Consider the following 20441-nt stretch of genomic DNA (forward strand, 5'->3'; position numbering starts at 1 on the left):
GCCTCTGACGTGATCAGGCGCAACCCTCGGCCGGCGGTGCCTCGGTCGACAGCTTCAGACCCTGGATGCCGCCGAACCACTTGTCCAGCAGGCTCTTGATCGTGCCGTTGTCCCACAGCGTCTTGATCGCGGTGTTCACGGCCTCACAGGTCTTGGTGTCGCCCTTCTTCAGGCCCACCCCGTACTTCTCGTCGGTGAAGCCCTGGCCCAGCACCTTGAAGTTGCCGCCGGCCTGCTTGGCGAAGCCCGCCAGGATCAGGTCGTCGGTGGTGACGGCGTCGAGGTTGCTGCCGTCGAGCTTGGCCACGCACTCGGAGTAGTTGGCCGCGTCGACGGTGGTGGCGTCGAGGTCGAGCTCGCCGTCCGGCGGCGGGTCGGTGATGCGCTTGTAGGAGTTGGAGCCGGCGGCCTTGCAGATCCGCTTGCCTTCGAGGTTCTGCGGGCTGGTGATCGAGGTGTCGTCCTTGCGGACCATCACGTCCTGGTGCGCGATCACGTAGGGGCCGCCGAAGGTGACCTTGCCCTTGCGCTCCTCGGTGATCGAATAGGTGGCGAAGATGATGTCGACCGTGCCGTTCTGCAGGAACGGCTCGCGGTTGGACGAGGCCGACTCCTTCCACTCGACCTTGACGTCGGTGCCGCCGTTCATCTCCTTGAGTACGGCCTTGGCCACGTCGACGTCGAAGCCCTCCGGCTCGGGGCCGGTCTTCAGGCCCAGGCTCGGCTGGTCCCACTTGGTGCCGACCACGATGGTGCCGCCACCCTTGACCTTGTCGATCACGGTGGCGAAGGAACCGCCGCCACCGCCACCGCCGCCGCCGGCGTCATCGCCGCCGCAAGCGGACAACGCCCCCACCATGGCGAACGCGGCGAGCACCGCTCCCATCCGACGCATGTGCATGTGTAACCTGCCTCTTCAATCAGTGCGTGAGGATCTTCGAAAGGAAGTCACGCGCCCGGTCGGTCCGCGCGTTGGTGAAGAACTCGTCAGGGGTGTTCTCCTCGACGATCTGACCGTCGGCCATGAACACCACCCGGTTGGCGGCCCTGCGGGCGAAGCCCATCTCGTGGGTCACGACCATCATCGTCATCCCGTCCCGTGCCAGCCCGATCATGACGTCGAGCACCTCCTGCACCATCTCGGGGTCGAGCGCGGAGGTCGGCTCGTCGAACAGGATCATCTTCGGATCCATGGCGAGAGCCCTGGCGATGGCGACCCGCTGCTGCTGGCCACCGGAGAGCTGGGCGGGGTACTTGTCGGCCTGGGCCGCGATGCCGACCCGCTCCAGCAGCTCCATGGCGCGCCTGTCGGCGGCGTCCTTGGCCTTGCGGCGAACCTTGACCGGGCCCAGCGTGACGTTCTCGCGGATCGTCTTGTGGGCGAACAGGTTGAACTGCTGGAACACCATGCCGACGTCGGAGCGCAGCCGGGCGAGGCTCTTGCCCTCCTCCGGCAGCACCTGGCCGTCGAAGACGATCTTGCCCTCGTCGATCGTCTCCAAGCGGTTGATCGTCCGGCAGAGCGTCGACTTGCCGCCCCCTGACGGGCCGATGACGACCAGGACCTCGCCGCGAGAGACGGTCAAGTTGATGTCCTTCAGGACGTGCAAGGCCCCGAAGTGCTTGTTGACGTGCTCCATCTGCACGAGTGGAGTGGCGTCCCCGTTCTCCGTCATGGACCCAAACGGTAGAGGCCCCAAGGACGCTGGTCACTAACCAGGCGGTACCGATCCGATCACATCAACTGGTCAAGCTGGCCTTTTGGGGTTGTGCGGACGGTGCGGGACAGGTAACGACTACCCTGGTTCATGCCATGACTGTGACCCAGGAGAGCGCCCGCACGTACGAGGTCCGCACGTACGGGTGCCAGATGAACGTGCACGACTCCGAACGGCTGTCCGGCCTGCTGGAAGGCGCCGGCTACGTGCCCGTGCCCGACGGCGGCACCGCCGACGTGGTCGTCTTCAACACCTGCGCCGTCCGCGAGAACGCCGACAACCGCCTCTACGGCAACCTCGGCCACCTGCGCCCGGCCAAGGTGCGCAACCCGCGCATGCAGATCGCGGTCGGCGGCTGCCTCGCCCAGAAGGACCAGGGCGAGATCGTCCGTAAAGCGCCCTGGGTCGACGTGGTGTTCGGCACCCACAACATCGGTTCGCTGCCCGTGCTGCTGGAGCGCGCCCGCATCGAGGGCGAGGCGCAGGTCGAGCTCAAGGAGTCGCTGGAGGTCTTCCCCTCCACGCTGCCGACCCGGCGCGAGTCCGCCTACGCCGCGTGGGTCGCCATCTCCGTCGGCTGCAACAACACCTGCACGTTCTGCATCGTGCCGTCGCTGCGCGGCAAGGAGAAGGACCGCCGCCCCGGCGACGTGCTCGCCGAGGTGCGCACCCTCGTCGAGCAGGGCGTCCTGGAGGTGACCCTGCTCGGGCAGAACGTCAACACCTACGGCGTCGAGTTCGGCGACCGGCTGGCCTTCGGCAAGCTGCTGCGGGCCTGCGGCGACGTCGAAGGGCTGGAGCGGGTCCGGTTCACCTCGCCGCACCCCGCCGCGTTCACCGACGACGTGATCGCCGCCATGGCCGAGACGCCCAACGTCATGCACCAGCTCCACATGCCGCTCCAGTCCGGCTCCGACCGAGTGCTCAAGGCCATGCGCCGCTCCTACCGCGCCGAGCGCTACCTCGGCATCATCGAGCGGGTCCGCGCGGCCATGCCCGACGCGGCCATCTCCACCGACATCATCGTCGGCTTCCCCGGCGAGACGGAGTCGGACTTCCAGGCGACCCTCGACGTCGTACGGGAGAGCCGCTTCGCCAACGCCTTCACCTTCCAGTACTCGATCAGGCCGGGCACCCCCGCCGCGACCATGGACGACCAGATCCCCAAGGAAGTCGTCCAGGAGCGCTACGAGCGCCTGGTCGCGCTGCAGGAGGAGATCTCCTGGGCGGAGAACAAGAAGCAGGTCGGCCGGACCCTGGAGGTCCTGGTGGCCGAGGGGGAGGGTCGCAAGGACGACACCACCCGCCGCCTGTCCGGCCGCGCCCCCGACAACCGGCTGGTCCACTTCGCGGCGGGCGAGCAGACGCCGCGCCCGGGCGACATGGTCACGGTCGAGGTCACCTACGCCGCCCCGCACCACCTGGTCGCGGACGGCCCGGTCCGGGAGCTGAGGCGCACCCGCGCGGGCGACGCCTGGCAGGCCCGGCGTGAGGGTCCCCAGGGGGCGCCGGGAGTCATGCTCGGCATGCCCTCCATCGGCCGCCCCGCCCCGGTGGCCGCCCCGGCGTCCGGCTGCTCCGCCCACTGACCGCCGGGCTCCTGCCCCGTCAGCGGCCGAGGCCGTCGAGGGCCTCGTAGCACGCCGCGCGGCGGAAGTCGTGGAAGGTGGCGCAGGGGTCGGGCCCGGGGAGCCCTGTGGCCCGCGCCTCCGGCTGGGGAGCCGGAGCGGGCGAGGGGGCCGCGGTGCGCGCCGGGCCGTGAGAGGCGCGGCCACCTGGCCTGTCCGCGGTACGCGACGGGCCGCGAGAGGTGCGCCCCGGCCTGCCCGCGGTGGGTGTGGGGTCGTGAGCGGTGCGGCCTCCTGGCCTGTCCGCGGTGCGCGCCGGGGCGTGAAGGGCCCGGCCGTCCGGCCTGCCCACGCCGGAACGTTCCAGGATGGCGGAAGGGTGCGACTGGCCGGGGATCGGCCGATCGTGATCCGGGCCGTACGCGCCGCGTCCGATGTCTTCGCCGGCGTCGGCCGTGGGGGAAGGGGACGGCGGCTGGAGCGCGCCGCCCGGCGGGGGGAGCGGACGGAGCCAGGGCGCGCTTCCCGGCGTGGCGGAGCGCGACGCCGGAGTGTGCGGATCGGGTGAGGGAACGGACGCCCACCTGGGCTCGTCCGCCGCGCGAGAATGATCGGAAAACGCGCTTTCCTGATCGAGTTCCGATGCCGTTCCACGGCCGTTCATTCGGTGGCCGGTGAACGCCAGGAGAATGGCGGCACCCGCGATGACCAGGACGGTCGTGACGGCGGCGGAGGGGGCGAGGGCAGGTCGACGACCTGGGCGAATAGGACCTTGGGGGGACAAGTCGTGATTCCTTTGTGATTGTTGCGTGAGCATTCCACTGTTGCGGCTAGTGTGGTCCATCGCCCGCGGAAGCCGGAGAGCTTTCCCGATACGACCGCAGGAGTTGTGGCACCATGCAAGATCCGACCGAGCCGGATCGACTTGAGATCCTCAACGGCCCAGGCGACCACCGCCGGGCCGCGTCCAACAGGCCGAGCGGCAAGAAGAAGATCACTGTCATCGCGGCGGCCGTGCTCGTGGCGGCGCTGGGAGTGGGTGGCGTGGGCTACGCGCTGACCGCCGGCGCGGCCGATCCGGGCGCCCCCGCCCAGCAGAGCGGGCAGGCGGGGCCCGGCCAGGGCGCCGGTGAGGACACGGACCAGGACACGGGCCAGGGCGCGGACGAGCCGCTCCGCGACGACGCCGCCGACGAGGCCACCATGGGCGACGCCGACACCGAGCTGCCCGAGGAGGAGGCCGCCGAGATGGGCGACGCCGCCGTCGGCGACACCTCCGGCGATGACTCCGGGGACACCTCCGGGGACACGGGCAACAGCCGTGACACCGGCCAGGACGCGTCGAAGAAGAAGACCGCGACGGAGGACTCCGGCGCGAAGGAGGAAGGCGGCGGCAAGAAGCCCACGACCGCGGCCAAGCCGCCGCAGTCCGACGGTGACGACCCGGCCGACGGCCCGGCCGGAGCGGTCACCGGCCAGTGCGCCAAGAGCGGCTGCTGACCGCCCACCGAACCACGCGTCACGCGCCCGCTCACCCTCCGGGCGCGTGACCGCGGACGGCCCGTTGGTTTCGTACGCGACGCGCCCGCTCACCCTCCCGGCGCGTGACCGCGTACGGCTCGCCGGTTCTCTGGGTGTGGTCACGGGTGAGGTGCCCGTTCGCCCTCGGAGCGGGGGAGTGAGCGGCTCGCTCGTTCTCTTGCTGGATGTGTTCGTCCGGTGCGGCCTGGGGTCGAAGTGGTCGGCCGGTTATCGGGGGGACTGGACCTACAGGGGCTGGGGCCGCCGTCCCTAGGGTTGCCGGGCATGACGACGGACGCCACGACCCATGACGCCACGACCCATGACGCCACGACCCATGACGCCACGACCCATGACGCCGTGACCGGCAAGGCGGCGGCACTGCGCGCCCTGCACGTGCCGGGCGAGCCGCTGATCCTGCCGAACGCCTGGGACGCCGCGTCGGCGCGGGCCGTACGGGAGGCAGGCTTCCCTGCGGTGGCGACCGGGAGCGCGGCGGTGGCCGGCGTACTGGGGTACGAGGACGGCGAGCTGACGCCCGTCGCCGAGATGCTCGCCGCCGTGGCCCGGGTGGTCCGGGTGGTGGACGTGCCCGTGACGGCCGACATGGAGCGCGGGTACGGGCTGGACCCGGCCGAACTGGCCGAGCGGCTGCTGGCCACCGGCGCGGTCGGCTGCAACCTGGAGGACTCCGACCCCCGTACGGGCGAGCTGATCGACCCTGAGGAGCAGGCGGCGTTCCTGGCGGCCGTGCGGGCCGCGGCGGGACCGGCGCTCGTCGTCAATGCCAGGATCGACACGTACATCGCCAGGGACGGCGACCGCGACCGCGCCGGGGCGGTCGCGCGTGCCCGGCGCTACCTGGAGGCGGGCGCCGACTGCGTCTACCCGATCGGCCTGTCGGACGAGGCCGGGATCGGGGCGCTGGTGGAGGAGGTGGACGGCCCGGTCAACATCCTGTTCAAGCCGGGCACGCCCAGCCTGGCCAGGCTGGCGGAGCTGGGCGTGGCCCGGGTCAGCTACGGCCACGGCCTGCACGCCGCGGCCCACGCCTACGCCGTCCGCCTGATCCAGGCCGTGAGCGAGGGCCGCAGCCCGTACTGACCGTTGCGCTATTGACCGCTGCGCTACTGACCCCTGCGCGCCGCCGGCGGTCAGCGGCGGCGGCGCGGAACGGGGACCCGCATCAGGTCACGGGCCAGGAACACCTCCCCGTCGAAGCTGCGCCGCACCTCCTCCAGGAAGGCGGGTTCCTGGGCGAGGCCGTAGCGCTCGGAGAAGTGCGTGAGCACCAGCCGCCGCACCCCCGCGTCGGCCGCCACCAGTCCGGCCTCGAACGCGGTCAGATGCCCGTACTCCTTGGCCAGCGCCTGCTCGGACGACAGGAACGTGGCCTCGATGACCAGCAGGTCGGCCCCGTTCGCCAGCTCGAACACCGCCTCGCACAGCCGCGTGTCCATGACGAAGGCGGCGCTCTGGCCGGGCCTCGGCACGCTGCACCGGGCCAGCGTCACGCCGCGCACCGAGCCGGTGCGCTGCAGTTCGCCCACCTCGGGGCCGCGGATGCCGTGCGCGGCCAGCCGCTCCGGCAGCATCCGGATGCCCGGCGGCTCCTGGACGCGGTACCCGTACGACTCGACCGGGTGGGACAGGCGCCGGGCGGTCAGCGGGCCGACGGAGGCCAGCTCGCCGGAGACCGGATGCTCCTCGATGACGCCGGTGTCGGCGAACACGGCGGCGTGCCGCAGCCTGCGCCAGTATTCCCGGCCCGAGGCGGGGAAGACGGCCCGCACGGGGTGGCGGACCCGGTCACGCGCGATGCGCTGGACGACGCCGGGCACGCCCAGGCAGTGGTCGCCGTGGAAGTGCGTCAGGCAGATCCAGTGCACGTGGCCGGCGCTCACCCCGGCGTGCACCATCTGCCGCTGTGTCCCCTCGCCCGGGTCGAACAGGTAGCCTTGCCCGTCCCAGCGCAGCAGGTAGCCGTTGTGGTTACGGTGTCGGGTGGGGACCGCGCTGGAGGTGCCGAGGATGACGAGTTCACGGGATGACACGATGACCACCGTCGCGTTCGCCGAGGTGCCGACGCCGGTCGGCCCGTTCGTGCTGGCCGTCACCGAGGACGGGCTGGTCGCGTCGGGCTGGGGAGGCCGCGAGCGGCTGCGCGACCGTCTCGGCCTGCCTGAGGTCCATGACCCGGATCGTACGGCTTCCGTCGTCGGGGAGCTTCTCGCCTATTTCGGCGGCGCGGGGCGGCGGTTCGAGACGCCGGTCGACTGGCGGCTGACCTCCGGCGTGCGGCGCACGGTGCTGCGGACGCTGCACGAGGTCCCGTACGGCACGGCGGTGACCTACGGCGAGCTGGCGGCGCGCAGCGGCACCGGCGTGCCCGCGCGCGGCATCGGGTCGATCATGGGGTCCAACCCGCTGCCGATCGTGGTGCCGTGCCACCGGGTGGTCGCGGGCAACGGGCTGGGCGGGTTCAGCGGCGGCGTCGGCGTGGAGACCAAGCGCTGGCTGCTGACCCACGAGGGCTACCTGCAGCCCACGCTGCTCGATCTGTAGCGGACACTGGTAGGCGTGCGTCACCCAGTCATCGCCGTCGTAGGGCCCACCGCGGCCGGTAAGTCCGATCTCGCCGTCGACCTCGCGCTGCGGCTGGGCGGGGAGTGTCTCAACGCCGACTCCATGCAGCTCTACCGCGGCATGGACATCGGCACCGCCAAGCTCACCGAGGCCGAGCGGCGCGGGGTGCCGCACCACCTGCTGGACGTCTGGGACGTGACGGTGACGGCCAGCGTGGCGGAGTACCAGAAGCTGGTCAGGCCGCTGATCGAGGCCGTCGACGTGCCGGTGCTGGTGGGCGGGAGCGGCCTGTACGTGCGGGCGGCCATCGACGACCTGGAGTTCCCCGGCACCGACCCGGAGATCAGGGCCCGTCTGGAGGCCGAGCTGGCCGAGCGCGGCGCCGGGCCGCTGTACGCGCGGCTGCGCGAGCTGGACCCGGCCGCGGCCGAGGCGATCCTGCCGAGCAACGGCCGGCGCATCGTGCGCGCGCTGGAGGTGATCGAGCACTCCGGCCGGCCGTTCTCGGCCACCATGCCGTCCTACGAGGCGGTCTACCCGAGCGTCCAGCTCGGGCTGGAGGTGCCCAGGCCGGTGCTGGACGAGCGGATCGGGACCAGGGTCGAGCGGATGTGGGCGGCGGGCCTGGTCGCCGAGGTGCGCGAGCTGCTCGGGCGCGGTCTGGCCGAGGGCCGCACGGCCGGCCGGGCGCTCGGCTACGCCCAGGTGATCCGCTACCTGCGGGGGGAGTGGAGCGAGGAGGAGGCGTTCGCGGAGACGGTGCGGGCGACGCGGCGGTTCGCCCGGCGGCAGGAGTCGTGGTTCCGGCGCGATCCGAGGGTGCACTGGCTGCCGTACGACGACCCCGACCTGCTCGGCAGGTCTCTGGCGCTGATAGCGGGGCGGGAGTCCGGATAAAATCGAGCAATGCACTTTCTCAAGGGCCACGGCACCGAGAACGACTTCGTCATCCTTCCCGACCCCGATGGCGAGCTCGACCTGACCGCCTCCTTCGTCGCCCGCCTCTGCGACCGGCGGGCCGGTCTCGGGGCCGACGGCGTGCTCCGCGTGGTGCGCGCCAAGCAGGTGCCGGAGGTGGCCGGAGAGCCGGCCGAGTGGTTCATGGACTACCGCAACGCCGACGGCGGCATGGCCGAGATGTGCGGCAACGGCGCCCGGGTCTTCGCCCGCTACCTGGCCGACGCCGGGCTGGCGCAGGGAGACGAGTTCGACATCGTGACCCGGGGCGGCGTCCGGCGGGTCCGGATGGAGCCCGACGGCGAGGTGTCCGTCGAGATGGGCAAGCCGGTCGTGCTGGGCTCCAGCGTCACCAGCGTGGGCGGCCAGGAGTACGAGGGACTCCACATCAGCATGGGCAACCCGCATCTGGCCTGTTCGATCGGCGACCCGGTGACGCACCTCGACCTCACCCACCAGCCGACCTTCGACCCGGCCGTGTTCCCCTCGGGGGTCAACATCGAGCTGTTCAACGCGGTCGGCACCAGCCGCGCGGTGATGCGGGTGCACGAGCGCGGCTCCGGCGAGACCCGCTCCTGCGGCACCGGCGCGGTCGCCACGGCGGTCGCGGCCGCCGCGCTGTCCGGCGAGACCACCGGCACCTGGACGATCGAGGTGCCGGGCGGCACTCTCACCGTCGTGCTCGACGAGGAGACCAGCTACCTGCGCGGTCCCGCGGTCATCGTGGCCTCGGGCGAGCTGATGCTTGCAGAATGATGTTCTCCTGAGGGATGCTGGGTCTGTTTCTCGAACCGAGAGGGGTGGAGATGGCAGACCCGCGCACCACCGCCGTCCAGGTCAAGTCGCCCATCGGGCTGTACGGCGGCGGCTTCATGATCTCCCGCGAGGCCAAGGCGGTGTGCGAGGAGCACGGCTTGGGCCCCCGCGAGTTCTACTTCCGCGGCCGCTGCGGCGTGCTCGGCGAGTGCGAGGCCGACGTGGTGACCTCGGTCGCCGTGTTCTTCCCCTCCGAGCATGTCAGGAAGAGCTGGGAGAACGGCCGCAAGATGCCCGTCGACCAGGCCGTCGAGCTGTACGCGCGAGCCTGCCAGGAGTGGGGCCGGCGCAAACTCGGCGGGTACGACGGCTGCGCCCGGATCGCCGAGCTGCTGGAGAAGGTCGTCCAGGCGGCCTCGCCGGTCGGGGCGCCGCTGTTCGCCGGATGGCGGGCCGTGCCCCTCGCCGGCGATCCGCCCGCACGGGCCGCCCAGGTCATGCACGTGGTGCGCGAGCTGCGGGGCGGGCTGCACGCCAACGCCGTGCTGGCGGCCGGGCTGAGCCCGCTGGAGGCGACGCTGACCGCCGACCACGACGGGACCCCGCTGGGCGGCCGGAGCGGCGAGATGGTCGCCAGGTTCTTCGAGTGGCCGGAGCCGTACCCGACCCCGGGACCGGAGGTTCTCGCACGCCGGGCCGCTGTCGAGGAGGTCACCGACGATCTTATGGCACCGGTATTTTCCGTGCTAAATAACAACGAATCGGACGAGCTCATCGGGCTTCTGCGTTTGGGGCACGGTCATTGACCTGGCAGACTGACTCCCCATGGACGTGGACATCTGGGCGTGGGTCGGCGAAACCCAGCAGCAGCTTTCCGAGGCGGGCAACGTAGGCCTCGCCATGGCTCTGGGGGACCTGCCCGCGCAGGCCTACGAAGGGCGATACCCACAGCTCGACGTGATGGCCCCGGCGATCGCCCAGCAGGCGGAGGCCCTGGAGCTGCCCTGGCTGGAGTTCTACGCCCGTTACTGGCACCTCGTCGGCCGCATCGGCGACCGCGCACAGGGCGCCGTCGCGGTCGAGGACGCCGAGCAGCTGCTCGCATTCGCCCGGCGCGAAGACGTCCGCGACTGCCCGGCCACCCCGGCGGCCGTCGAGGCGCTCGCGGTCGCCTGGGCCAACACCGACGGCCCCGGCTACGCCGCCCAGCGGCTGGAGCTGCTGGGCCCGGCCATCGAGCAGGCCGAGCCCGCCGGGCCCGCCTTCTCCGGCCTGGTCGCCCAGTACGTCGCGGCGCTCGTCGACGCGGGCCGGGCCGCGGAGGCCGTCGCCTACGCCGAGTCCGCCGTCGAGCGGCTGCGCTCCGCCGGCCGCGAGGCGAGCTGGGAGCTCGGCGCCGAGAGCGCCCGCGCGCTGCTCGCCGACGGCCGCGCCGAGGGCGCGCTCGACGCCCTGCAGGCCGCCGCCGCCTTCCAGGCCGACGACCCGGTCGCCAAGGAGCACCGCGACGGCGTGCGCCGCGCGCTCATCCTGGCCACGCTCGACCGTCTCTCCGAGGCCGTCGACGCGCTGCCCGACCTCGACGTCGTGGGCGACCACCCCCGGGTGTTCGTGGAGTGGGCGCAGGCGGTCTCCAAGCTGTCCGGTTCCTCCCAGATCACCAACACCTGGCAGCTCGGCCGCGTGCTGCGCCAGTGGATCGACTACTTCGGCACGATGGGCGGCTACCGCCCCCGCGTCGAGCTCGCCCTGGTGGCGGGTGACCTGGCCGTCGCCCGGCAGGGCGTCTGGCAGGCCAGGGCGCTGGCCGACCTGGCCCAGTCCGCCGCCGCCGAGCTGCGCGACGACACCGGCGTGGCCGAGCGCGTGGCCGCGCTGCGGGCCGCCGCCGAGGCCACCTCCGAGCCGGAGGCGCCCGGCCCAGAAGCCGAGCGCGTCGCCTACTTCGACGCCGCCGACGGCTACAACGCCGACCCCGAGCGCTGGGTCGGCTGGCTGGCCCCGCTGTCCGGCCGCGACCTCGAGGCCACCCGCCGCCACACCACCACGCTCGGCTTCCTGGGCTATCCCGCGACCGGCGCCGACATCTACTGGAAGATGCTCGTCGACACCGGCGACATCGCCACCGCCGACCCCGACGACGTGGCCTACCTGACCACGCTCCTCATCGAGGCCCGGCAGGACGAGCGGCTGGAGCAGATGGCCGGCATGCTGCCGCACGCCGCCAAGCACCTCACCCTGGCCCGCCTCCACATCGCCCGCGAGCGCTGGGCCGAGGCCCTCGACAACGCCGAGCACGCGGTCGCCGCGGGCGCCGGCGTCGAGGCCCGCCGCATCGTGGCGACCGCCGCCCAGCAGCTCGACCAGAACGCCAAGGGCGCCAAGGCGCTGCTGGAGGTCCTCGACGAGCTCGGCGACGAGGACACCTGGCGCATGATCGTCATGGCCACCGCCGCCGAGGACTGGCAGACCGTCCGCAAGGGCGCCGCCAAGATCGGCATGCCGATCAAGTCCACGGAAGGGCCGATCGAGGAGGAGATGGGCCTCATCCGGGTCATCCTCCCCGCGCCCGACGGGGGCCGCCGCCAGGTGCTCTCCATCCGCACCGGCCCCGCCACCGCCCGCCTGGCGCTGCCGCAGCCGCGCGGCATGGAGTACAACGCCGGCGACCTCGTGGTGTTCGACCCGCAGCTGCTGGAGCCGCTGCCCGAGGACCCCGAGGAGCAGCAGAACTTCGTGCCGCCCTTCGCGGCGGTGAGCATCCTGCGGCCCGGCGGCTACACGAGCTACTTCTTCGACGGCGCCGCGCCGAGCGAGTCCGACTGGGCCGAGTTCACCGAGGTCATGGCCGAGCGCGGCTGGCCCATGTGGGTCTACAGCGACGAGAACTACATGGTCACCCACCCGACGACCGGCGAGCAGATCCCCGGCGTGTTCGGCTGGGTGGCGGTGCCGCCCGGCGTCTCGCCGGTCGAGGTCGACGCCCTGCTCGACGACGCCACCGAGCGCTGGTCGCACCCGCTGGCCTGGCTCGACCTCGCCCGCGAGGTCGACGTCGAGGTCGAGCGCCACGAGCGCATCGTCAAGGAGTACGGTCTCTGACGATGCTGCGGCGTTTCGGGGTCGACGGGAAGGTCGTCATCGTCACCGGCGCGTCCTCGGGGCTCGGCGTGGCCTTCGCCCGGGGGTTCGCCGAGGCCGGAGCCGACGTCGTCATCGGCGCGCGCCGGGCCGACCGGCTGGGCGACACGCGGCGGCTGGTCGAGGAGACCGGCCGCCGGTGCCTGGCCGTGTCCACCGACGTGGCCAGGGTGGACGACTGCCAGGAGCTGGTCGAGGCGGCCATGGCCAAGTTCGGCGCGGTCGACGTGCTGATCAACAACGCCGGGGTCGGCACCGCCGTGCCCGCCCTGCGTGAGGCGCCGGAGGAGTTCCGGCAGGTGATCGACGTCAACCTGCTCGGCACCTACTGGATGGCGCAGGCGTGCGCGCGGGTGATGCGGCCCGGCTCGGCCATCGTCAACATCGGCAGCGTGCTCGGCGGCACCACCGCCGGGCTGCCGCAGGCCGCCTACAGCGCCTCCAAGGCGGGCGTGGAGGGCCTCACCCGGGATCTCGCCCAGCAGTGGACCGGGCGGCGGGGCATCCGGGTCAACTGCCTGGTGCCGGGGTTCTTCGCCTCGGAGATGACCGAGCAGTACCGTCCCGGCTACCTGGAGCGGGTCCTGGAGCAGCGGGTGCCGATGGGGCGTGCGGGCGACCCGGCCGAGCTGGTCGCGGCCGCGGTGTTCCTGGCGAGCGACGCCGCCTCCTACATCACCGGCGTCGCACTCCCGGTCGACGGCGGCATGCTCATCACCTGACCGCCCCGGCCGGCGGGGGCCCGTCAGCGGGCGTAAAGCCCGCGCAGCGCCGTCTCCACCACGGCGTCGGCGTAGGCGTGGGTGAGCGGGCCCGAGCGCCGCAGCCAGCGGCTGAGCAGCGGGCCCCAGATCAGGTCGACCGCCACGTCCAGGTCCAGGCCGGCGGGGAGCTGTCCGGCCTCCTGGGCGGCGCGCAGGCGGGCCTTCTTCGCCTCCTTCATCGGCCCGTCCAGTCGTTCGGCGTAGCGGGCGGCCAGCGCGGGATCGTTCGTGATCTCGATGGTGAGCGCGCGCAGCGGCCGGTCGTAGCGCGGGTCGGCGAACTCGTCGACGGTGGCGCGCAGCACCAGCTTGAGGTCGGCCTCCAGGTCGCCGGTGTCGGGCAGCGCCATGCCCCCGCCGCCGTCGCTCTCACCGCCGTCGCTCTCACCGCCGTCGCTCTCGCCGCCGTCGCCCTCGGACAGGTGCAGGAACGCGTCGAGGAGCACCGCGCCCTTCGACGGCCACCACCGGTAGATCGTCTGCTTGCCGACGCCCGCGCGGGCGGCGATGCCCTCGACGCTGAGCTTGGCGTAGCCGACCTCGCCGGCCAGCTCGAAGGCGGCGGTGAGGATGGCGTGGCGGGAGGCCTCGCTGCGGCGGCCCGCGTCGGGCGTGGTTCTGCGTCGCACGGCCGGATCCTAGCAAGAGACGAGACGGTCCGTCTTTGCCTGGTGCGGCTCTTGTCCAGGGGATCGCTGGGGCTTATGTTCGTTGCGTAGTCCGGTCTGTGTTGCGCATTAAGGAACAACCGGAGGGTGTATGGCGAGCCGGCCTCGTTCAGTGATCATCGGCGCCGGCATCGTGGGCTGTGCCCTGGCCGACGAGCTGACCGCACGCGGATGGACGGACGTCACGGTCCTCGACCGGGGACCGCTCCACGCCACCGGCGGCTCCAGTTCCCACGCCCCGGGCCTGGTCTTCCAGACCAACCCGTCCAAGACCATGACCGAGTTCGCCTCGTACACCGTGCGCAAGTACACCGAGCTGGGCTGTTTCGACCAGGTCGGCGGGCTGGAGGTGGCGACCACCGAGGAACGCCTGCGTGACCTGCACCGCAAGCACGGCTGGGCCGAGTCCTGGGGCGTCGGCGGCAGCCTGATCGACGCCGCCGCCTGCGCCCGGCTCTGGCCGCTGCTCGACCCCGGCAAGGTGCTCGGCGGCTTCCACGTGCCGTCCGACGGGCTGGCCGCCGCCGTCCGCTGCTGCGAGCGACAGGCCGCGCGGGCGACGGGACGCGGCGCCGTGTTCCTGGCCGGGCACACGGTCGTGGGCGTCGAGCAGCACGGCGGCCGGGTCACCGGAGTGGCGGTCGAGACCGCTGACGGCCACCGGGTCATCGAGGCGGACGTCGTGGTGTGCGCGGCCGGCTTCTGGGGGCCGTCGATCGGCGAGCTGGCCGGGCTGACCGTGCCGCTCCTCCCGCTGGCCCACCAGTACGCGAAGTCGGGGCCGCTGCCCGGCGGCCCCGGCTCCGGCCCCATCCTCCGCCACCAGGACCGCGACCTGTACTTCCGGCACCACGGCGACCGCGTCGGCGTCGGCTCCTACGCGCACCGCCCGATGCCCGTCGCCCAGCACGAGATCGCCGCCAAGGGCACCACGATGCCGTCGGTCCAGGCGTTCACCGAGGCGGACTTCGACCCCGCCTGGCGCGACGCGTGCAAGTTACTGCCGCCGCTGGCCGGGAGCGGGTACGAGGACGGCATCAACGGGATCTTCTCCTTCACCCCCGACGGCTTCCCGCTGATCGGGGAGGCGCCGGGCCTGGAGGGGTTCTGGCTGGCCGAGGCCGTCTGGGTGACGCACTCGGCCGGGGTCGCCAAGGCGCTCGCCGAGCTGCTGGTGGACGGGGTGACGGCGACCGACCTGCACGAGTGCGAGCTGAGCCGGTTCGAACCCGTCCAGCTCTCCCCGGCCTTCGTCGCCGAGCGCGGCGCCCGGAACTTCGTCGAGGTGTACGACGTCATCCACCCGCTGCAGCCCATGGAGTCGCCGCGCCCGATGCGGACCAGCCCGTTCCACCCGAGGCAGCTTGAGCTGGGCGGCGTCTTCCTGGAGGCGTCGGGCTGGGAGCGTCCGCACTGGTTCGAGGCCAACCGGCCGCTCCTGGACGAGCTCGCCCGGAGTGACCTCATCCGGAGTGACCTCGCCCGGAGTGACCTCATCCGGAGTGAGCTCGCCCGGAGTGAGCTCGCCCGGAGTGACGAGGACGGGTCGTTGACCGGCGCGGACCGGCGGGACGCCTGGGCCGGCCGCTACTGGTCGCCGATCGCCGCGGCCGAGTCGCACGCCACCCGCGAGAGCGTGGCGCTCTACGACATGACGCCGCTCAAACGGATCGAGGTCGGCGGCCCGAAGGCTGCGGCGTTCCTGCAGTGGCTGACCACCAACGACGTGGACAAGAAGCCGGGCTCGGTCACGTACACGCTCCTGCTGGACGCCAGGGGCGGCGTCCGCTCCGACCTGACCGTGGCCAGGATCGAGGAGGACCGGTTCCAGATCGGCGCCAACGGCAACCTGGACCTCGACTGGATCACCCGCCACGCGCCCGGCGGCGTGTACGTGCGCGACCTCACCCCCGGCACCTGCTGCGTCGGCGTGTGGGGGCCGCGCGCCAGGGAGCTGGTGCAGCCGCTCACCGACCTGGACCTGTCCCACGACGGCTTCCTCTACTTCACCTGCAAGACCGGCTACGTCGGCCACGTGCCGGTGACCGCGATGCGCGTGTCGTACGTGGGCGAACTGGGCTGGGAGCTCTACACCACCGCCGATCTCGGGCTCAAGCTGTGGGACACGCTCTGGGCCACCGGCCTGCCGGTCGCCGGCGGCCGGGCCGCGTTCAACAGCCTCCGGCTGGAGAAGGGCTACCGGCTGTGGGGCGTCGACATGACGCCCGAGCACGACCCGTACGAGGCGGGGCTGGGGTTCGCGGTCAAGCCGGGCAAGGACTTCGTCGGCCGTGACGCGCTCTCCCCGGACGTCACCCGTAAGCTGACGCCGCTGCTGACGGCGGAGGTGGTCATGGGCAAGGAGCCGGTCCGGCACGACGGCCGCACCGTCGGGTACGTCACCAGCGCCGCCTACGGCCACACGATCCGCAGGCCCATCGCCTACGCCTGGCTGCCCGCGGAGCTGACCGAGCCCGGCACCCGCGTGGACGTGACGTACTTCGGGCGGCGCGTCCCGGCCGAGGTCGCCGCCGAGCCGCTGTTCGACCCGAAGATGGAGAAGATCCGACGGTGAGCCATCCCGACTTCCTCTGGCGCGACCCCGACCCGAAGCCCGCCTACGACGTGGTCGTCGTCGGCGGCGGCGGGCATGGCCTGGCCACCGCCTACTACCTCGCGCGCAACCACGGCATCACGAACGTGGCCGTCCTGGAGAAGGGCTGGCTCGCGGGCGGCAACATGGCGCGCAACACCACGATCATCCGCTCCAACTACCTGTGGGACGAGAGCGCCGCCATCTACGAGCACGCGCTCAAGCTCTGGGAGGGGCTGAGCGACGAACTCGACTACGACCTGCAGTTCAGCCAGCGTGGCGTGCTCAACCTGGCGCACACCCTAGGCGACGTGCGCGAGGGCAGGCGGCGGGTGAACGCCAACCGGCTCAACGGCGTGGACGCCGAATGGCTCGACGCCGACGAGGTCAAGAAGTTCTGCCCCATCGTCGACGTGTCCGGCAGGGCCCGCTACCCCGTCCTGGGCGGCACGCTGCAGCGGCGCGGCGGCATCGCCAAGCACGACCACGTCGCCTGGGCGCTGGCCCGCAAGGCGGACGCGTACGGGATCGACCTGATCCAGGGCTGCGAGGTGACCGGCTTCGAGATCGCGCGCGGCCGGGTGCTGGCCGTCGAGACCACCCGTGGCCGGATCGCCGCGGGGAAGGTCGCGCTCGCCGCCGCCGGGCACACCTCCGTGCTCGCCGCCGAGGCCGGGATCCGGCTGCCGCTGCGGTCGCACCCGCTGCAGGCGCTGGTGTCGGAGCTGCTGGAGCCGGTGCTCGACTGCGTGGTCATGTCGAACGCGGTGCACGTGTACGTCAGCCAGGCGCACAAGGGGGAGCTGGTGATGGGCGCCGGCATCGACGCCTACACCTCCTACGGCCAGCGCGGCGCCTTCCACGTCGTCGAGGACCAGATGGCGGCGGCCCTGGAGCTGTTCCCGATCTTCAGCCGGGCGCGGGTGCTGCGCACCTGGGCGGGCATCGTGGACGTGTCCCCGGACGCCTCCCCGATCATCGGCCGCACCCCGGTCGACGGCCTGTACGTCAACGCGGGCTGGGGCACCGGCGGCTTCAAGGCCACCCCGGGCTCCGGCTGGGTCTACGCGCACACGATCGCCGAGGACGAGCCCCATCCGCTGGCGGTGCCGTTCGCGCTCGACCGCTTCACCAGCGGGGCGCTCATCGACGAGCACGGCGCGGCGGCGGTGGCCCACTGATGATGCTCCTCGACTGCCCGTTCTGCGGCCCCCGCGACGAGAACGAGTTCCACTACGGCGGACAGGCCGGCGTCGCCTACCCCGAGGCGCCCGGCGAGCTGTCCGACAGCGAGTGGGCCGCGTACGTGTTCATGCGCGACAACCCCAGAGGCTGGTTCCACGAGCGCTGGTTCCACGCGCTCGGCTGCCGCACCTGGTTCACCGTCGAGCGGCACACGGTCACCCACGAGATCCGGAAGGCCCCATGAGCCGTCTGCCGTCCGGCGGTCTGATCGACCGCTCCGTCACGCTGCCCTTCCGCTTCGACGGACGGCCGCTGCACGGCCACCCGGGCGACACGCTCGCCTCCGCGCTGCTGGCCTGCGGCGTACGGGTGGTCGGGCGGAGCGTCGGCCTGGGCCGGCCGCGCGGGATCTTCAGCGCCGGGCCCGAGGAGCCGAACGCGCTGGTCCGGGTGGGCGCCGACCCGATGCTGGCGGCCACCACCGTCGAGCTGCGCGCGGACCTGGAGGCGTGGAGCCTGCGCGGCAAGGGCCGGCTCGATCCCGGCGCGCCCGACGAGCGCCGCTGCGACAAGGGCTACCTGCACTGCGAGGTGCTCGTCGTGGGCGGCGGCCCGGCCGGGCTGGCCGCCGCGCTCGCGGCCGGCGAGTCGGGCGCGCGGGTCATCCTGATGGACGACCAGCCCCGCCTCGGCGGAGACCTGCTGAACAGCCGCGTCCTGCTGGACGGCGCGCCCGCGCTGGACTGGGCGGACGCGGCGGCGTCCCGCCTGGCCGAGCTGCCCGAGACGCGGGTGCTGACCAGGACCACCGCGATCGGCTACCACGACCACAACTACGTGGTCGCCGTCGAGCGCCGCCCGCGCGGGGAGCGGCTGTGGCACGTCCGGGCGCGGCGCGTCGTGCTGGCCACCGGCGCGCACGAGCGGTCGCTGCCGTTCCCGGGCAACGACCTGCCCGGCGTCATGCTCGCCGCCGCCGCCCGCGCCTACGCCAACCGGTACGGGGTGCGGCCCGGCGACCGGGCGGTGGTGTACGCGTGCGCCGACTCCGGGTACGAGGCCGCCCGCGACCTGGAGGCGGCCGGGGTGGAGATCGCCGCCATCGTGGACCCCCGCCCGGAAGGGCCGCCGGCCGGCCGGGGCGTCACCGGCACCGTCACCGGCACCGTCACCGGCACCGTCACCGGGACCGTCACCGGGACGGTCACCGGGACGGTGGCCGGGGACGACGGGACGCTCGCGGCGGTCTTGATCGGCGACCGGCGCGTGGAGGCCGACCTGCTGGCGGTGGCGGGCGGCTGGAATCCGGCCGTGCACCTGTTCAGCCAGTCGCGGGGCAGGCTGCGGTTCGACGAGACCCTGCGGGCGTTCGTCCCCGGCGAGTCGGCGCAGGCCGAGACCTCGGCCGGGGCCTGCAGAGGGCTGTACGGGACCGCGCAGGCGATCGAGGACGGCTATCGGGCCGGGGCCGGGGCCGGAGCGTCCCCGGGTCGGCGCGTGCCGGGGTCCGACGAGCCCGCGCCGAGGCCGCCCGCCGCGTACTGGGGAGAACTGGACCCCGACCCCACCGCCTTCGTGGACCTCCAGCGGGACGTCACCGTCGCCGACGTGGCCAGGGCCACCGGGGCGGGGCTGCGCTCGGTGGAGCACGTCAAGCGGTTCACCACCGCGGGCACCGGCGCGGACCAGGGCAAGACCTCCGGCGCGCTCGTGGCCGGGGTGCTGGCCGAGCTGCTCGGCGCGGCCCCCGGCCAGGTCGGCGCCACCACGTTCCGTCCCCCGTACACGCCCGTGTCGTTCGCCACCCTCGCCGGCCGCGACCGGGGCGCGCTGTCCGACCCGGCCAGGACCACCGCCCTGCACGGCGCGCACGTCGCCAGGGGAGCGGTGTTCGAGAACGTCGGCCAGTGGAAGCGGCCCTGGTACTTCCCGCTCGACGGGGAGAGCCTGGACCAGGCGGTGCGGCGGGAGTGCGCGGCCGCCCGCACGGCCGTGGCCGCCATGGACGCCTCCACCCTGGGCAAGATCGACATCCGGGGCGCGGACGCGGGCGCGTTCCTGGACCGGATCTACACCAACCTGTACTCCACGCTCGCCGTCGGCGCCTGCCGCTACGGGCTGATGTGCACCGCCGACGGCATGGTGTTCGACGACGGCACCACCTCCCGGCTGGGCGAGCACCACTACCTGATGACCACCACCACCGGCAACGCCGCCGCGGTGCTCGACTGGCTGGAGGAGTGGCACCAGACCGAGTGGCCGTCCCTGGACGTCCGCCTCACCTCGGTCACCGACCACTGGGCCACCGTCGTGGTGGCCGGGCCCCAGGCCGCGACGGTGATCGCCGCCGTCGCCCCCGGCGCGCTGGGCCTGGAGTTCATGTGGTGCACCGGGACGTCCGTGCTCGGCGTGCCCGGCCGGGTCTTCAGGATCAGCTTCTCGGGCGAGCTGGCGTACGAGGTGAACGTCCCCTGGCCCTACGGGCGGGCGCTCTGGGAGGCGGTGCTGGAGCTGGGCGCCGTCCCGTACGGGACCGAGACCATGCACGTGCTGCGGGCCGAGAAGGGGTTCGCCATCGTCGGCCAGGAGACGGACGGCACGGTCACCCCGCAGGACCTCGGCATGTCGTGGATCGTGTCCGGGCGCAAGCCGGACTTCGTCGGCAAGCGCTCCCACGCGCGGCCGGACACCTCGCGGCCCGGCCGCAAGAGGCTGGTCGGATTGCTGACGGAGGACCCGTCGGCGTTCGTCGAGGAGGGCTCCCAGCTCGTCGCCGTGGAGGGTGGTCCCATGCTGGGACACGTCACCTCCAGCTATCCGAGCGTCGCGCTCGGGCGCGCCATCAGCCTGGCGCTGGTCGCGGACGTGCGGCCCGGTGACCGGCTGACGGCGGTGTCGGGCGACGCGGCGATCCCCGTGCGGGTGGTGTCCCCGGTGTTCTACGACCCGGACAACCTCCGCCGGGACGGCGCCCCCGCGCCCGC

The 20441-nt window shown here is 72.8% G+C and carries 17 protein-coding genes; 13 read left to right on the forward strand and 4 right to left on the reverse strand.

Translation table 11 applies throughout. From position 1 onward, the window contains the following. Positions 1–13: 13 nt before the first annotated feature. Positions 14–901 (reverse strand): glutamate ABC transporter substrate-binding protein, encoded by an 888-nt coding sequence (locus OUY22_RS27145; RefSeq protein ID WP_270158013.1) that lies wholly within the window; start codon positions 899–901, stop codon positions 14–16. 19 nt (positions 902–920) lie between these two features. Then, complete coding sequence (locus OUY22_RS27150) at positions 921–1640, reverse strand: amino acid ABC transporter ATP-binding protein (RefSeq protein WP_456299856.1); 720 nt, start codon at positions 1638–1640, stop codon at positions 921–923. Between the two features lie 173 nt (positions 1641–1813). Here OUY22_RS27150 and miaB point away from each other — a divergent pair, with 173 nt between their 5' ends. The 3 genes from miaB (at position 1814) to OUY22_RS27165 (ending at position 5911) form a co-directional block, all read left to right on the forward strand. Continuing rightward, positions 1814–3307 carry a tRNA (N6-isopentenyl adenosine(37)-C2)-methylthiotransferase MiaB gene (gene miaB / locus OUY22_RS27155; RefSeq protein WP_270158015.1) on the forward strand — a complete coding sequence of 498 codons (1494 nt, stop codon included), beginning with the start codon at positions 1814–1816 and terminating at the stop codon, positions 3305–3307. 876 nt (positions 3308–4183) lie between these two features. Next, complete coding sequence (locus OUY22_RS27160) at positions 4184–4786, forward strand: hypothetical protein (protein WP_270158016.1); 603 nt, start codon at positions 4184–4186, stop codon at positions 4784–4786. A gap of 306 nt (positions 4787–5092) precedes the next feature. Further along, entirely contained in the window at positions 5093–5911 is an 819-nt protein-coding gene (locus tag OUY22_RS27165) for an isocitrate lyase/PEP mutase family protein (RefSeq protein ID WP_270158017.1), read from the forward strand. Between the two features lie 50 nt (positions 5912–5961). Here the strand turns inward: OUY22_RS27165 and OUY22_RS27170 are convergent, their stop codons facing one another. Then, positions 5962–6861 (reverse strand): ribonuclease Z, encoded by a 900-nt coding sequence (locus OUY22_RS27170; protein ID WP_270158018.1) that lies wholly within the window; start codon positions 6859–6861, stop codon positions 5962–5964. 1 nt (position 6862) lies between these two features. Here OUY22_RS27170 and OUY22_RS27175 point away from each other — a divergent pair, with 1 nt between their 5' ends. The 6 genes from OUY22_RS27175 to OUY22_RS27200 are packed head-to-tail and all read left to right on the forward strand — an operon-like array spanning position 6863 to position 12969. Then, positions 6863–7372: a methylated-DNA--[protein]-cysteine S-methyltransferase gene (locus OUY22_RS27175; protein ID WP_270158019.1), complete on the forward strand. Its 510-nt coding sequence runs from the start codon at positions 6863–6865 to the stop codon at positions 7370–7372. Between the two features lie 15 nt (positions 7373–7387). Further along, positions 7388–8290, forward strand: coding sequence for a tRNA (adenosine(37)-N6)-dimethylallyltransferase MiaA (gene miaA, locus OUY22_RS27180; protein ID WP_270158020.1), 903 nt, complete (start codon positions 7388–7390; stop codon positions 8288–8290). A gap of 9 nt (positions 8291–8299) precedes the next feature. After that, positions 8300–9106: a diaminopimelate epimerase gene (dapF, locus tag OUY22_RS27185; protein WP_270158021.1), complete on the forward strand. Its 807-nt coding sequence runs from the start codon at positions 8300–8302 to the stop codon at positions 9104–9106. Positions 9107–9156: 50 nt separating this feature from the next. After that, positions 9157–9912: an SCO6745 family protein gene (locus OUY22_RS27190; protein WP_270158022.1), complete on the forward strand. Its 756-nt coding sequence runs from the start codon at positions 9157–9159 to the stop codon at positions 9910–9912. Positions 9913–9931: 19 nt separating this feature from the next. Further along, positions 9932–12208, forward strand: a complete 2277-nt coding sequence (locus OUY22_RS27195) for a tetratricopeptide repeat protein (protein WP_270158023.1) — start codon at positions 9932–9934, stop codon at positions 12206–12208. Between the two features lie 2 nt (positions 12209–12210). Then, positions 12211–12969, forward strand: a complete 759-nt coding sequence (locus tag OUY22_RS27200; RefSeq protein ID WP_270158024.1) for an SDR family NAD(P)-dependent oxidoreductase — start codon at positions 12211–12213, stop codon at positions 12967–12969. A 23-nt stretch (positions 12970–12992) separates the two neighbouring features. On the opposite strand, the gene OUY22_RS27205 is transcribed toward OUY22_RS27200, so the two are convergent. After that, entirely contained in the window at positions 12993–13640 is a 648-nt protein-coding gene (locus tag OUY22_RS27205) for a TetR/AcrR family transcriptional regulator (protein ID WP_270158025.1), read from the reverse strand. A gap of 130 nt (positions 13641–13770) precedes the next feature. Here OUY22_RS27205 and OUY22_RS27210 point away from each other — a divergent pair, with 130 nt between their 5' ends. From OUY22_RS27210 to OUY22_RS27225, 4 genes are all read left to right on the forward strand, one after another. Continuing rightward, the gene (locus tag OUY22_RS27210; RefSeq protein ID WP_270158026.1) at positions 13771–16254 is read left to right on the forward strand and encodes a GcvT family protein; all 2484 of its coding nucleotides are present in this window, start codon (positions 13771–13773) and stop codon (positions 16252–16254) included. Further along, a complete protein-coding gene (locus tag OUY22_RS27215) occupies positions 16251–17453 on the forward strand; it encodes a sarcosine oxidase subunit beta family protein (RefSeq protein ID WP_270158027.1) in 1203 nt (400 codons plus the stop codon). Before OUY22_RS27210 ends, OUY22_RS27215 begins: the two co-directional genes overlap by 4 nt. Next, positions 17453–17701: a sarcosine oxidase subunit delta gene (locus OUY22_RS27220; RefSeq protein WP_270158028.1), complete on the forward strand. Its 249-nt coding sequence runs from the start codon at positions 17453–17455 to the stop codon at positions 17699–17701. The genes OUY22_RS27215 and OUY22_RS27220 overlap by 1 nt, the downstream gene beginning before the upstream one ends. Continuing rightward, on the forward strand, positions 17698–20441 hold a 2744-nt coding region (locus tag OUY22_RS27225), incomplete at its 3' end, for a 2Fe-2S iron-sulfur cluster-binding protein (protein ID WP_270158029.1). The genes OUY22_RS27220 and OUY22_RS27225, both read left to right, overlap by 4 nt.

The organism is Nonomuraea corallina (assembly GCF_027620315.1).
In the GTDB taxonomy this organism is placed as follows: Bacteria; Actinomycetota; Actinomycetes; order Streptosporangiales; family Streptosporangiaceae; genus Nonomuraea; species Nonomuraea corallina.